Annotated in this window: 14 protein-coding genes and 2 tRNA genes; 9 read left to right on the forward strand and 7 right to left on the reverse strand. The window is 61.9% G+C overall.

Annotated features, from left to right (window positions below; genetic code table 11):
* Positions 1–22 precede the first annotated feature (22 nt).
* From ACG873_RS10930 to ACG873_RS10940, 3 genes are all read left to right on the forward strand, one after another.
* A complete protein-coding gene (locus ACG873_RS10930; RefSeq protein WP_394891729.1) occupies positions 23–1,480 on the forward strand; it encodes a D-Ala-D-Ala carboxypeptidase family metallohydrolase in 1,458 nt (485 codons plus the stop codon).
* A gap of 77 nt (positions 1,481–1,557) precedes the next feature.
* Positions 1,558–1,632 (forward strand) — tRNA-Glu (locus tag ACG873_RS10935).
* A gap of 622 nt (positions 1,633–2,254) precedes the next feature.
* Positions 2,255–2,491, forward strand: coding sequence for a hypothetical protein (locus tag ACG873_RS10940; protein ID WP_394891730.1), 237 nt, complete (start codon positions 2,255–2,257; stop codon positions 2,489–2,491).
* A 397-nt stretch (positions 2,492–2,888) separates the two neighbouring features.
* On the opposite strand, the gene ACG873_RS10945 is transcribed toward ACG873_RS10940, so the two are convergent.
* A complete protein-coding gene (locus ACG873_RS10945) occupies positions 2,889–3,224 on the reverse strand; it encodes a hypothetical protein (protein WP_394891731.1) in 336 nt (111 codons plus the stop codon).
* Positions 3,225–5,136: 1,912 nt separating this feature from the next.
* Between ACG873_RS10945 and map the strand changes: the two genes are divergently transcribed.
* On the forward strand, positions 5,137–5,961 hold the full coding sequence (gene map, locus ACG873_RS10950) for a type I methionyl aminopeptidase (protein WP_394891732.1): 825 nt from the start codon (positions 5,137–5,139) through the stop codon (positions 5,959–5,961).
* A gap of 108 nt (positions 5,962–6,069) precedes the next feature.
* The gene (gene radC / locus ACG873_RS10955; RefSeq protein WP_394891733.1) at positions 6,070–6,828 is read left to right on the forward strand and encodes a RadC family protein; all 759 of its coding nucleotides are present in this window, start codon (positions 6,070–6,072) and stop codon (positions 6,826–6,828) included.
* On the opposite strand, the gene ACG873_RS10960 is transcribed toward radC, so the two are convergent.
* The 3 genes from ACG873_RS10960 to tig all read right to left on the reverse strand — a co-directional run bounded on the left by ACG873_RS10960 (position 6,825) and on the right by tig (position 9,601).
* Entirely contained in the window at positions 6,825–7,343 is a 519-nt protein-coding gene (locus ACG873_RS10960; RefSeq protein ID WP_394891734.1) for a DUF1772 domain-containing protein, read from the reverse strand. The genes radC and ACG873_RS10960 overlap by 4 nt on opposite strands.
* A gap of 118 nt (positions 7,344–7,461) precedes the next feature.
* Entirely contained in the window at positions 7,462–7,998 is a 537-nt protein-coding gene (locus tag ACG873_RS10965) for a hypothetical protein (protein WP_394891735.1), read from the reverse strand.
* Between the two features lie 127 nt (positions 7,999–8,125).
* On the reverse strand, positions 8,126–9,601 hold the full coding sequence (gene tig, locus ACG873_RS10970) for a trigger factor (protein WP_394893448.1): 1,476 nt from the start codon (positions 9,599–9,601) through the stop codon (positions 8,126–8,128).
* Between the two features lie 350 nt (positions 9,602–9,951).
* Here tig and ACG873_RS10975 point away from each other — a divergent pair.
* Positions 9,952–10,034 (forward strand) — tRNA-Leu (locus tag ACG873_RS10975).
* A 107-nt stretch (positions 10,035–10,141) separates the two neighbouring features.
* A complete protein-coding gene (locus tag ACG873_RS10980; protein ID WP_394891736.1) occupies positions 10,142–10,567 on the forward strand; it encodes a BA14K family protein in 426 nt (141 codons plus the stop codon).
* Between the two features lie 18 nt (positions 10,568–10,585).
* Here ACG873_RS10980 and ACG873_RS10985 read toward each other — a convergent pair whose 3' ends face one another.
* Together ACG873_RS10985 and ACG873_RS10990 are read right to left on the reverse strand one after the other, a co-directional pair.
* Positions 10,586–11,167 carry a GDYXXLXY domain-containing protein gene (locus ACG873_RS10985; protein ID WP_394891737.1) on the reverse strand — a complete coding sequence of 194 codons (582 nt, stop codon included), beginning with the start codon at positions 11,165–11,167 and terminating at the stop codon, positions 10,586–10,588.
* Complete coding sequence (locus tag ACG873_RS10990; protein ID WP_394891738.1) at positions 11,167–12,279, reverse strand: DUF2157 domain-containing protein; 1,113 nt, start codon at positions 12,277–12,279, stop codon at positions 11,167–11,169. The genes ACG873_RS10985 and ACG873_RS10990 overlap by 1 nt, the downstream gene beginning before the upstream one ends.
* A 237-nt stretch (positions 12,280–12,516) precedes the next feature.
* Here ACG873_RS10990 and ACG873_RS10995 point away from each other — a divergent pair, with 237 nt between their 5' ends.
* On the forward strand, positions 12,517–12,657 hold the full coding sequence (locus ACG873_RS10995; protein WP_394891739.1) for a DUF1127 domain-containing protein: 141 nt from the start codon (positions 12,517–12,519) through the stop codon (positions 12,655–12,657).
* A gap of 50 nt (positions 12,658–12,707) precedes the next feature.
* Positions 12,708–12,848: a DUF1127 domain-containing protein gene (locus ACG873_RS11000; protein WP_394891740.1), complete on the forward strand. Its 141-nt coding sequence runs from the start codon at positions 12,708–12,710 to the stop codon at positions 12,846–12,848.
* 317 nt (positions 12,849–13,165) lie between these two features.
* Here the strand turns inward: ACG873_RS11000 and ACG873_RS11005 are convergent, their stop codons facing one another.
* On the reverse strand, positions 13,166–13,771 hold the full coding sequence (locus tag ACG873_RS11005; protein WP_394891741.1) for a hypothetical protein: 606 nt from the start codon (positions 13,769–13,771) through the stop codon (positions 13,166–13,168).
* Between the last annotated feature and the right edge of the window lie 97 nt (positions 13,772–13,868).

Consider the following 13,868-nt stretch of genomic DNA (forward strand, 5'->3'; position numbering starts at 1 on the left):
AATATTAGGGAGGGGATCCGGTTTGAGAGCGGGCTCGCGCTTTGCGAAACGGAATGGCCGCGCCGCTGCGGCTGTGCTGTTTTCCATTCTGCTGGCGTCCTGCACATCCTCGACCGACCCCAATCTCGAAATCGGCATGCCCGGCTATAATGCGACCGCGGCTTCCGCAAACGACGCTTCGTCGGGCGATCTGCAGTCTGCCGGCGTCGACGTCGCGCCGCAGCCGGTGATGAACGCCGAAGGCGATACTCCCTTGCCTACACAGGTCGCATCCGTCCCTGCATCGAAGCCGGACGGCGAAACCGCCGCGACGACAATCGCGGAAGCTGGCGCCACGCCGGCGGCGGTGGCAGAAACCGCGAAGTCCACGCAAGCCGAGGCGACCGCCGAAGCCAAGGCCGATTCCGCCGACGCAAAACCCGCCGAGGTAGCATCCGTCGCGGGTGCCGAGGCTCCCGCTGAAACTGCCGCGACAAATGCGGCCGCGGACGAAACGCCCGCCGCTAAGCCGGCGCCCAGGAAAAAGGGCCTCCTGTCGGCTCTCTTCTCCCCTGCTCCCGCAGCCAAGCCAGCCCAGGCTGCTGAAACCGCCAAGCCGGAGCAAGCCGAAGCCGCCGCTGACCCGGCCACGGCTTCGGCGGTCCCGACCCCTAAGCCTGCCCAGGCCGCTGCGGAAGCCAAGCCTACGGAGGCCACTGCCGCCCCGGCCACTGAAGCTGCAAAGCCCGCTGCGGAAAGCGCCGTCTATGTGACTGCCGGCGAAATGCCCGCCGCCCAGCCAATCGCTCCCAAGAAAAAGGGATTCCTGTCGGCCTTCTTCGGCGCCGCTCCCGCGTCGGCCGCACCCTCGCCCATCAGGCAGAGGGAAGCCAGCGAGACGAAACCGCTCATCGAGACCGAGGCCGAATCAAAGCCGATCATCACGCTGGCGTCCGCGAAGCCGGCCGAGAAGCCGGTCAGGATGGCTTCGCTCGGCGACGACAACGCCCTGCCCGGTGTCCGCCAGACCGCCCTGTTCGAGATCAAGCGCAAATCCGGCATAGACGACGACAGCGACGTCGACCTGCACGAGGATGAGGATGGCGGGCCGGTGCTGGCTTCCGCCGCAGGCCTGGCGCGGCTTGCACCGAACGGCCTGCTCAAGCAGACCGACCGCGTCGATGTGGCGTGCCTGAAGCCGTCGCTGGTCCGGGTGCTGAAAACCGTAGAGCGCTACTACGGAAAGAAGATGATCATCACGTCGGGCTATCGCAGTCCGTCGCACAACCGGCGGGCTCGCGGCGCCAAGAATTCGCTGCACATGTATTGCGCCGCAGTCGACGTGCAGATTCCCGGCGTCAGCAAGTGGGAATTGGCCAAATTCGCGCGCGCCATGCCCGGCCGCGGCGGCGTCGGCACCTATTGCCACACCGAATCGGTGCATATCGACGTCGGCCCCGAGCGGGACTGGAACTGGCGCTGCCGCCGCCGCAAGGGGTGAAAATCTTTGAGGAAGCTTGCTTTCTGGGGGGTTGCCCGCCGCACGCAAGCTGGCTATAAGCCGGTTCGTTGTCTTCCGCGCCCATCGTCTAGCGGTTAGGACACCGCCCTTTCACGGCGGTAACAGGGGTTCGATTCCCCTTGGGCGTACCAACACTTTCAAGTGCTTAGCACCTCCCCTCCCCGTTCTGTCCAATATCTGGCCGATATTGAGCGCCGAATCTTGGCGAATGCAGGCGCACGATTTGATTCCTTCCGGTTTCCTGCGACTATCGGCAAATCCGTGCGACATGCGCGCGACATGATATGGGAGCCGCGCGGGGGGCGGAAATCCAACGCATCAACGCTGAAGCTGTCGAAAACATGAAAATCCTCAATGAGGTCGAAGCACGACAATTGCTGTGGATTTTCCGGAACGGAGCCCAACGCTTCAGCGGATATATCGGTCGATCGAGACTACCTGACTTGCACATAGTTCGCGCACCCAAGCCTTGCCTTGGGTGGAGGAGGTTTGGATCGTCAATGATGCCGTCTGGGAGAGAAGAGATGCGGTCCTTGAGGAATTGAAGCAGCTGCCACGAGAGCGAAGTCTTCCCACCCCCAAGTCCGGATATGTCTGAACGTGCGTAAAAGCCCGCCAGGGCGAACCGTGACGGGCTTGGGGTCGCTAACGTTGCACTTGACCACGCGACGTTCCATCAGTCTTTTCTAATGCAACTCATTCGGTAGCTGTGGGTTGATTGGTCCGAAGGGGCTCGACTGACGGAGAGCCGTTATGGACAACAGCAAGCTCGATCGAGCCGATTTGCTTTCGGCCGTGAATGCCTGTGTCGATATCGCCCACTGGGGGTCACTGCTGTCTACCTCCAAGGCCATCGCGAAATTCCGGAGGCTGTCAGGAGACTTTGTGACCCCCGACGAGGAGCTAGCGATTGCAATATCGGAAACCGCCGTAGCCTTGGGCTATGTGGTTATGTTCGATGAACGACCGGAGGCCGACAGCGTCCCCTAGATAAAAAGCCCGCCAGGGCGAACCGTGGCGGGCAAGGCAAATCTGTAAGCGCAACGCCCGAAGGAGCGGGGCGCACCCTTGGCTGTCCGCTAATCTAGTTCGCCGGCGCTGGTTGGGCTGGTTGCTCAGTGGTCGCAGGTGGTGCCGCAGTGTCTGCCGGCGTTTCGCCTGTAGGCCGCAGAAGGAAATAGCCGGCAATGATGACCAGAACCACAACGGCTACAATGATCCAGTTTTGCGTAGTCATGGGTAGCCTCCGTCAAAAGCCCTGCCCCTAGCTGGGCGAGAATGGCGCGCCAGGACGTGAAGAAAAAGCCCGCCAACCCGACCATCCCGGTAAACAAAGCGCCGCCCGCCGCACAGCGCCCGCCACCGAGAAATAGCGGACGCGCCGCAGCTAGAAGTGCAGATATATGCTGACGCTTGGGCGGCGACGGTAGTGGCGCGGGTAGTACTCACGATACCCGTAGTGGCGACCGTAGTAGCGACCGTAGTGGCGGCGCGGGTAACATCTGTCATAGCGGCAGTCCCGCCACGCGTGCCGCCGGTTCCAGTGACGACCCCCGCGCCAGTGACCGTAGTTGCGTCGCCAATGTCTCCGGTGTTTGACCTGCTCGACGGCGCTTTGTTGTACCTGTTCGGGTTTCGGCAGGGAAAGAGGCGCGGCGTTCAAAGGGAGGGCAAAAGCCATACCCAAAACCGCGGCCAGCAGGCTAGACAAGAGCTTGTTCATGGCTCTCTCCTTCGCTAGAGCCCTACGTTGCGCCACGGAAGCTGAACCGCCGATGAACGCGGCCGTGAACCAAAAAGCCCGCCAGGGCGAACCGTTGCGGGCGTGGGCGGCTGCCCGGAAATTATTCCTTGCGGCGGCCGAGCCGCCACAGATCGATGCGGAGCAGTACGTCGTGCCAGATGCGACGCGAGAGCGCCTTTATCAGCCTCTTATCCATTCCCCTCTTTAGTGCAGCGTCCGTCGGGCGGCTCGATCTTCCTCGCCGTCCAGATTTGGACTCTCACCTGAAGCGGATGCGACAGGCTACGGGCGGGAGCGGGTGGCGGAAGGAAAAGCGGCCCGACCGAAAAGGGGCTTATCGGTCGGGCCTCCGAGGTGAACCTTCGGGAGGAAGGTTGAGCCAATGTTAGGAGTTCTTCTGTGGGGAGTCTGTGGGGTATGTCACATACCGGCCAGATGCTATTGGCGACGCGTACCATTCAGGTGCCCGGCAAAGCTGTTGATGACCACGGCCGGGTCTGTTCCTGTTCCACCATGCAATACGATCAGAAGCGCGCTAGCACCGCGATCGGTTCGCGATGGGCAAGTTGGCGTGCATGAGCCGCGCTTAGTATCAACCTTGAGGTCGTGTTCTGGCATCTGGTGTCTGTGGTATAAGTTTTCTCGGGTATCTTGGGATTGCAAGGTCATCTCAAAGAATACTAGGCCGCGACCTTCATACCCGCCCGCCACACCAGAAATGTGTGCAGGCTCACACCGAGCAGAGTGAATCGCTGATCTACAAGAAGAACAGCGACGACCTAAAGATTGCGGCGTATTTGCATTGACAGCGCTTGAAAATGACACAGCTCGGGGCTGTGGCGTGGGCGGGTGTCTGCTGTTGCCAACATGAAGCCGGCCTCAATTTCCCATTGTCACGCAAAGGGGATTCACGATGAAAGATTCATACGACTGGCATGAGCACGTCCAGGAACATCCCGCCCAATCCGCAATGATCACACTCGCGATCTACGTCGTGCTGCTCGCAGTGGGGGGAGCACTCCCGGCCATTTTATCGCTTTCGTAAGGGCAAAGTTATTCGAGGCGCGGCTTGCCCGCCAGCCGGCCGCTTTGATCCCCGGATGCAGCTCAGCTCTTGGGGTCTGCATCCAAGGCCTTGTCGCCAGTGACTGCCTCAACAGCCGTGGCGATTGCCGCATTCAATTGTGTCAGCGCGCGGGACTGAAGGCCCGACCGATCACGCCCCTTTTCGGTCGGGCCTCTTTTTCTAGTTTTGGTTCCCTGCCGTGCATTATCAACGCCGCCTTTGCCCCGGCTAATCTTCGGCATCGCAAGTTGCCGATAAAGCCCGGTCGGTATCCCCACCCCCGCCCAACCCGGCCGGGCCTTTTCTTAGAAGCACCGCAAGAAGCCCGCCGCGAGTGGGACCAGCAGCGGGCTTCTGGTTCTAAGGGTGAGTGCGTATAGGAGAGAAGCACCCTTGGAAGCTGGAAAACGGCGAACCAAGTGCCCGGTTCCAAGTTTAAATGGACTGCGAGGACGTTGCCCCCGGAAGCCCTGCTGATCAATTGGTCCTACCGCCTGACTGCACCATGTCCAGGAACTGCTGCAGGCTTCCGTGCAACACAGCCTGCCGCCAGCCGGCGAGTAGATCGGAAGGCTCGGAATGCTTCGAATTCGCCGAAAGACGGCGGCGCTTATCGCCGGTACCGCAATTTGTGCGCTGCTGGGCTGCCAATCGACATCCAGGTCTTACAGGCAGAAGTTCCCTCACGCGCAACCCGGTATAGCTTACAGGCGCTCGCGACCGCAAATCGGCCCGGTTTGGGCTTGATGCTTGCGCCGTCCGGTGCCACATCAAGAGCGCTGGCGCAAACACCGATGCCTGCCTACCAATTCCGGACTGCAACTCATGGTCACCTATCTCGACGCCGCAACGGCGCCCACCCGAAACACCGGCCAGATCAGGCTCTACGGCGAGGAAGCCTTCGCCGGCATGCGCAAGGCCTGCGACCTGACCGCGCGCTGCCTCGACGAACTGGCAGGCATTGTGGCGCCCGGCGTAACCACCGAAGCGATCGACCGGTTTGTTTTCGAATTTGGCATGGATCAAGGAGCCTTGCCCGCGACCTTGAACTATCGCGGCTACACCAAATCCTCGTGCACCTCGATCAATCATGTCGTCTGCCACGGCATTCCGGACGCCAAGCCGCTCAAGGACGGCGACATCGTCAACATCGATGTGACCTACATTCTCGACGGCTGGCACGGCGATTCGAGCCGCATGTATCCGGTCGGCACCATCAAGCGCGCCGCCGAGCGGCTGCTGGAGGTCACGCATGAATGCCTGATGCGCGGTATAGCGGCGATCCGCCCCGGCGCGCGCACCGGCGCGATCGGCGCGGCCATCCAGAGTTACGCCGAAGGCGAGCGCTGTTCGGTCGTGCGCGATTTCTGCGGCCATGGCGTCGGCCAGCTTTTTCACGACGCGCCGAACATTCTGCACTACGGCAGTTCGAACGAAGGCGTCGAGATGCGCCCCGGCATGATCTTTACGGTCGAGCCGATGATCAATCTCGGCCGCCCGCACGTCAAAGTCCTGTCCGACGGCTGGACGGCGGTGACGCGCGACCGTTCGCTCTCGGCGCAGTACGAGCACACGATCGGCGTCACGGAGAGCGGCTGCGAGATCTTCACGTTGTCTCCAAAGGGGCTCGACCGCCCCGGACTGGCCTGAAGCCGCACTCATTCCGACGGAAATGGGCTCGAAAAGTCTGCAACTTTTCGGGATCATGCTCTAGTATCGCGTCAGGCGGCTTCGGCCGTCGGTGCGGGGGCGCGGCATATGGGGACAGATCACGAAGACGAACGCGGCTTCTTCCTGGCCGAACAGGCGTCTCCGCCTCTGCGCAAGGCAGCCGCGGCAGAGGAGAAGCCGCATCATCTCGGGCATCGCCAGCGCCTTCGCGAACGGTTTCGCACCGCCGGTGCTGCCGCGCTCTCCGACTATGAAATTCTCGAACTGCTCCTGTTCCGTTCCATTCCGCGCGCCGACACCAAGACCCGCGCCAAAATGCTCCTGAAGCGCTTCGGCTCGCTGGCGGAAGTGCTCGGCGCGCCGGAACGGCTGTTGCGCGAGGTCGACGACATTGGCGAGAGCGCGGCGCTCGATCTGAAGATCGTGGCGGCCGCTGCACTGCGCATGGCGCGCGGGGAAATCGCCGGACGCGAGGTGCTGTCGTCGTGGAACCAGGTGATCGACTATTGCCGCGCGGCGATGGCGTTCGAGGAGCGCGAGCAGTTCCGTATCCTGTTCCTCGACAAGAAGAACGCGCTGATCGCCGATGAATTGCAGCAGACCGGCACGGTCGATCATACGCCCGTCTACCCCCGCGAGGTGGTGCGGCGCGCGCTCGAACTGTCGGCCACCGCGATCATCCTGGTGCACAACCACCCGTCGGGAGATCCGACGCCCTCGCGCGCGGACATCGATATGACGAAAACCATCATCGAAACCGCACGACCGCTCGGCATCGCCGTGCACGACCACATCATCATCGGCAAGAAAGGCCATGCCAGCATGAAGGGCCTGCTGCTGATCTAGCCCTGCCCTGGCTCTCCCGGCGCGTTGCCCGACGAAACAGCGATGGTTATGGCGATCAGGCTGAGCATGGCGAGCGCGGCGCGCGCCACATGCGAATATTCCCAGACGTCGCGCAGGCTCTCCCAGTCGCCGGCTTCGGTCTTCGGGGCAAAGGCCGAAAAGAAGGACGAACCCAGTCCCGAAAGCTCCACGTCCCTTAGCCAGAAATTGTTCACGGGATGGGTGAAGACCCAGTAGATGGCATGAACCGCCACCAATAGCAGGAACGCCGAAAGCGTCCACAGGAAACGCGTGCCGCCGAACGGTGTGAGGTACAAGAGCAGGGCGAGCACAAGAATGCCGAGGATCTCGGCGATGCCACCAATCGTGAACCCCGGATAATAGATCGTCTGGACCGCGAAATACTGCTCCTTATCGAGCCGCAATTTGCCTGGGAGTTCGAGCGCGTGCGCAAGTGTCAGCGCCATCGCGATAGCGACCAGAACGACGGCAAGGACTTCCACGAACCGGACCATATGACCGCACCTCAAGCCTTTCAGCTAACGCGGCATCTTCTCAGGTCAACGTCGCAGCCTCGAAAACCGCAACCGTGAGCAAGCTGGCCGGGATTTGAAGTGATCGGCCACGCGATCGTCAGGACACAGGCAGTTCGACGCCGCAGGCGCCGGCAAGCCCGGCTACCGCCTCGTGGATGCCCGAAAGGTTGAAAATCGCCTCGCCCCGCCCTGCCAGGAAGCCGAAACGCCAGGAAAGCCGGAGCCGCTTCGACTGGAGCAGGCGCGCGACGCCACTGCTCCCGTCCTTGAAGAAGCCGCGATCCTGGAAACCCAACGTCCACTGCTCGGTTCTTTCGCCGCCATTGTCGAGGCGAACCGAGACGCTGATCGTGCCGCTGGCCGACACCGGATCCTTGAGCTGGAGCGATTGGCTCCAGTGCGGGTTCCCGCCGCGGCGGCAGGAGATGGTCAAGGCCGGGTGATAGTCGATGACGCGCGAGGAACCGACGCTCAGCGTATTGAGCGAGAAGATCGACGCCGTGACCTGCCCGTCCGGTCCGCTGCCCAGCCGCCACGTATAGCGCCCCTGCCCGCTGGATTGGGCCGCGCCAAGAAGCAAGATAGCTGCCGCAAGGACGGCGTGTGTGAGGATTACGAAGGCGCGTGTCGTCATGTGCTGTCCCGGGCCGCATGCGCCCGACGATATCGCATGGCGCGCCGCCTTTGTCACCGAGGCAGGCCGGCAAAGCAAAAGGCCGCTGTTTCCAGCGGCCTCTGCATCGTCCGGTCTTAGCGTCGAGTTATTCGGCGTCGGCGTCCTTGGCTGCAGCCTTCTTTTTCGGCGCAGCCTTTTTCTTTGGCTCTTCGGCCGAGGCGGCATCTGCCTTCTTCGCCGTCTTCTTTGCGGCCTTCGCGGGCTTTTCGGCGCCTTCGGCCTCCTCGTCTTCGGCCGTCAGCTCTTCCTTGCTCACCTTCTTGTCGGTGACGGAGACCTGCGTCAGCAGGTGGTCGACGACCTTCTCCTCGAACAGCGGCGCGCGCAGTGTGGTCAGCGCATTCTGGTTGTTGCGGTAGAAGTCGAAGACTTCCTGCTGCTGGTCGGCGGGGTAACGGCGCACGAACTCGAACAGCGCGCGCTGCAATTCCTCGTCCGAAACCTGCACGCCGGCCTTCTCGCCGATCTCGGCAAGCACGAGACCAAGGCGCACGCGGCGTTCGGCAAGGCGCTGATACTCGGCTCGCGCCTCCTCCTCGGTCGTCTCTTCGTCGGCGAATGTGCGGCCGGCAGCTTCGAGGTCGCGGTTCACCTGGTTCCAGATGTTGGTGAACTCGGCCTCGACCAGCTTGGACGGGGCCTCGAACGTGTAGGATGCGTCGAGCTGGTCGAGCAGCTGGCGCTTGACCTTCTGGCGCGTCATCTGGCCGAACTGGCTTTCGATCTGGCCGCGAACGATCTCGCGCAGGCGCTCAAGCGATTCCAGGCCGAGGTTCTTGGCAGTCTCGTCCGAGATCTCTAGCTTGCCCGGCTTCGACACTTCCTTGACGGTGACGTCGAAGGTCGCTTCCTTGCCGGCCAGATTGGCGGCGTTGTAGTTTTCGGGGAAAGTCACGGTGACGAGCTTCTCGTCGCCGGCCTTGGCGCCGATCAGCTGGTCTTCGAAGCCCGGGATGAACTCTTTCGAGCCGAGCACTAGCGGCTGGTCAGTGCCGGAACCGCCCGCAAAGGCCTCACCGCCGATCTTGCCGACATAGTCGATGGTGACGCGGTCGCCTTCTTCGGCCTTGCCCTTCTTCGGCTCATAGGAGCGCGAGGATTCCGCGATGCGGTTGACCTGCTCGTCCACTTCCGTTTCCGCCACATCCACCACCGGCCGTGTGACCGAAATCTTGGAAAAATCCTGGATCTCGATGGCCGGAATGACCTCATAGGCGAGCTGGAACTCGAAATCGGCGCCGCCTGCCAGGATTTTTTCGGCTTCCTTCTCGTCCTCGGTCATGGTGACCTCGGGCTGCATGGCGGCCTTCTCGCCGCGCTCGGCGATGATGGTGCGGGTGGAATTCGAGAGGATCTCGTTCACCACCTCGGCCATGAAGGACTTGCCGTAGACCTTGCGCAGATGCTGCAGCGGCACCTTGCCGGGGCGGAAGCCGTTGATGCGGACCTTGTTCTTGGCGTCGGAAAGCCGCGCAACCAGCTTGGCTTCCATGTCTCCGGCAGGCACGGTCACCTTGATTTCGCGCTTCAGACCGGAGTTCAGTGTTTCGGTAACCTGCATCATCAAACCTTTGTTTTCACGAATGCCGCAGCGCAAACGACGCCATGCCGTTCAGCCTGCCGGAAAGTCTCGTGCCGGGGTGGCTTTTGGTGCGGGGCAGAGAGGCCGGGCGCCGATGCTTTCCAACGGCGAACGAGACGCTCCGATTACGCTCCAAGAATGCGAGTAAGTCTTTGTTTTTCCTGCTTCTTACTACATTCGTCCGAAGCGGACAGTCATATCCCGTCACATTTGACACGCCTTTTGTCACAGGAGGCGTTGTTTTTCAACTCTCTTCGCAATTCCGGACATAGTTGTCATTTCAGCCTCGACATTGACAGAATAATGTCCACATGAGATTTGCCAGGTATGCGGGTGTGGCGGAATTGGTAGACGCACTTGGTTTAGGTCCAAGCGCCTAGGCGTGGGGGTTCGAGTCCCTCCACCCGCACCAGCTCCTCTCTTGCCCGGCCGAGCGGGCCACATCGGCCTGCCGCTCGCGCGAAACCCAAATGGCCGTATCCGTGCCTGGTCGGTCGCGGCTGGAGGCTCCGAAAGCGGATGAGACCAAGACTTTCGATTTTCGCCTGCGCGGCGCTGAGCCTTCTCTGCCTCACGCCGGCTCACGCCCAGGGTTTTGAGGATCTGAACCGTCCGCTGCCCGACGTCTTCCGCCCTGGCATCACCGGCTGCGGGCGCGATCGGCCTTGCGATTGGCAGGAGCCGGAGATGGGGTGGCAGGAGCCCAGATACGAGGTCAACAAATACCGCCAGCCCCGCATCGAGTACGACGTCACGGTTCCGACCATGCGTCCCGCCGAGCAATCTCTTGGACGAGGCCGGCTCGCCACCCGCCAGGGGATTATCCAGGCTCACCGCATCTGGTGCACGGATCGCTACCGCTCCTATAGCCGCCGCGATGATACGTTTCAGCCCCATTACGGAGCACGCAGGCAATGCATCTCGCCCTACGTCCGCCTGGATTGAAACCTGGAAAATTGCCGATCAGTAGAGCGGCTCGCGGAAAAGCATCGTGTCGCCGTCCATCAGCGCCTTGATCTGCATCGAGCCGTCCTCGGCGACTGCGGCCACGATGTTGAAACTGCGCACGCGCATGTCGCGCTCGATCGCCAGCCCCTCGCCTTCCGGGAGATAAAAACGTTCGATCCCGTATTCGACATTCAGCGTATCGATCTGGCCAAGGCTGCCGCCGTCGTCGACCATGCCGCGAATGTCGATCTCGCCATCTCCAGGCGGCGTGGGCGGAGGCTCGTAGAGCGAGGCCGAGACCATCTTCCAGATTCCGTCGCCCTCCTTCCTTACGCGTACGAAAACTGGACCCGCTTCGGTCCATTGCGCGCCGGAAGGCACATTGCCGATCATCGACACCGGAACGTTCGAAAACTCGTAGCCGAGCCGGACATAGTCGCCGCGCAGCAGATCGCGCGGGTCGACCGGCTCGACTTTCAAAAGCACCTCCCGTCCGTCGCGTAGGACGGCCGCGCGTCCGGCGATGATAAAGGACAGGAAGCCGATCTGGACGAGCGCCAGAACGATTGCGGAAATCAGCAGGCGGTTCTTATTCATCACGCGGCGCCCTCCTGCGGCCCTGCCGCATCGTTCATCCGCCTTTCCACCCTGATTATGACGAGGGCGACCAGGCCGAGCGCGAGGCCCGAAGCCAGGAACACTCCGGCCGTTCCAAGCATAGTGCCGACGGTCACGACATAGACGTAGGCCAGTTGGCAAGTGAAGCCGAGATAGGCGATCCATCGCAGGCCACGGCTTTCGCGGCCGCCAAGCACGACTGCGGCGGCGATACCGGCGAAGCCCACCAATGCGGCGGCGACAAGAGCCGCGCTCTCGTCGACCAGGTCGAACTGGAGGATGGTCATGCCCGTCAGAAAGCCGAGCAGCGCATGGACAGGCGTGTTTCCGTCGATCCTGGCGATCCTCTCGACGGCGTCGGGCACATGGACGGCCGCGGCAAACAGCCCTGCCGAAACGAGCGCCAGCACGGCCGGAATGACCAGCATGTCGTGATGCACGGCCGAAAGCGCCGCGTAGAAGATCAGCGAGAGCAGCAACAGGTTTCGCGATGCGCGGCTTTCCGTCCAATAGGATAAGAGCCAAAGCCCGATCGCGACCAGGACAAAGGAATGTGGGACATGGGTCTCGCTCCAGACCGCAACGCCCTCCAGGAACAGCCAGGAAGATGCGAGGCCGACGGCGGCGACAGTGAGCGGGCCTGAGCGCAGGGCGGCAGCAGCCAACGCCGTGCCGGCACACCAGGTCAGGACGGCGTCCGCCTCGTCGCCGGACAAATGATACATCTGCCCGATCAGCGCGATCGAACCGCCGAATGCCGCCGCCCCGACCAGCCAGGCGCCTTCGGCCACGGCGCTATTGCCGCGCGACTTCAACAGCGCACCGCCGACATAGGCCGCGAAGATGATGGCAAACAGCACGCCAACGCGCAGCAGGCGGGGAAAAGCGTCCCAATTGGCGGCTATCAGAAGCAGGATGGCTGCTCCGAACAGCAGCGCGGCCATCACGGCGAGAACCGAGCCGAAGCTCAGCGATTTGCGTTCGTTGGCTTCGGTATCGCGTCTCAGCGCGTCGCCGGTCGCCGTGTCGATGAGACCAAGTTCGGTCCAGCGAAGAATGTCCTGCCGCACACGCGACGCATAACTCGCCATCCGTTTCCCCTTACCCAAGCGTCAACTTTACAACTTTAGTCCAAGCCGCTGACGCTACGGCATTTTTGCGACTCAACCCGATTTGGGCCCAACCGCTAAAACCGATTAATGTTGCATTGCACAATTTGCATTGCTGCCATGCACCAACAGCACTTTTAATCCGAACCCGGCGCGCCTATTTAGGCTTCGTACCAAGAGACAGAAGAAAACGAACCAAAGACGAAAACGAGAAGTACCATGAACCTGATCCGCAACTATCGCAACTGGCGCCGCTACCGGGAAACCGTTTCCGAGCTGAGCCGCCTTTCGAACCGCGAACTCTCAGACCTCGGCATTGGCCGCGGCGACATTCCCTTCGTCGCCCGCAAGTCGGTCTGACATATCGGCCCCTTGAGGGCCGGCCCGTAAATGCGAAAAGAGAAACCAAAATGAACCTGATCCGCAACTACCGCAACTGGCGCCGCTACCGGGAAACCGTTTCCGAGCTGAGCCGCCTGTCGAACCGCGAACTCGTCGACCTGGGCATCAACCGCGGCGACATCCATCGCGTCGCCAGGAAGTCGATCTAAGGAATTTCGCCAGGGTCGACCTCCTCCCCGACCCTGACGGATACGGCCAGCTTTCACCTCCTCCCGATTGCTGGCCACCAAAACGACACCCGCCGCACCTCCTCCCGCGGCGGGTGTTGTCTCCCCGAAGGGCCTCGCTTCCCTCAAAGAGCGACAGAATTTCGTCAGAACCTACCTCCTCCCGGGAACTGACGAATACGGCCAGCTTTCACCTCCTCCCGATTGCTGGCCACCAAAACGACACCCGCCGCACCTCCTCCCGCGGCGGGTGTTGTCGTTTTGGCATCTCGATATGGCATTGTCGGATAATCAAGCGCTCAGCGCACGCCCATGACGCCGCGCTTCAGCCATTCCGACAACGGCCGGATATCCGGCGGATCACCCGCCGGCTCGTACCAACTGTCGATGGCCCATTTCTTCCCCGATTTGTCCCGCAATACCGCTGTCGCATGCGGGTAGCGCCCGTCGATCAGGAAGCCGCGTGTGACGTTCCGATCCACTGTGTGATGCCTCAGAAGCCTGCGTCTTTCAAGATAGAGCAGAAGCGAGCGGGTGTTGGTCGACTCGTCGACGCAGTCCATCTGGCCGCGCCTGTGATATTGGCCGGCGTTCGACTTCGGCTCGTCACGTACGCCGATCACTCCTGTGGCGCGATCCTCGTAGTACCGAACCGCTCTTGATACGGCGGCACGTTCCGCCTTCGCAGAGGTGGCCCCAGCCGCCATGATCGCTAAAAGGCGCCTGGCGTCGGCGGCCCCAAGATTCAGCTCCGATTTGAAATGGCAGCCGAAGCCGTGACAGACATTGATGCGCGCTACGGCGGCGGTGCTCCTGACCGCGTATTCGCTGGGTGTCGAAATACATCCGACAGCGAGAGAGACGAATGCAAGGATTGCGGCGCTTGCGCTGATGCGGACTGCCATGGCCCAATGATTAGCCGCGGCATGTCCGCTCAACAATGGCGAAAAGCTCGCCGATGCGGACCGTGATTGATCACGCCAAACACGTGCCGGACCAACA

It is taken from the genome of Allomesorhizobium aridi, from assembly GCF_043769475.1.
Lineage (GTDB): Bacteria > Pseudomonadota > Alphaproteobacteria > Rhizobiales > Rhizobiaceae > Allomesorhizobium.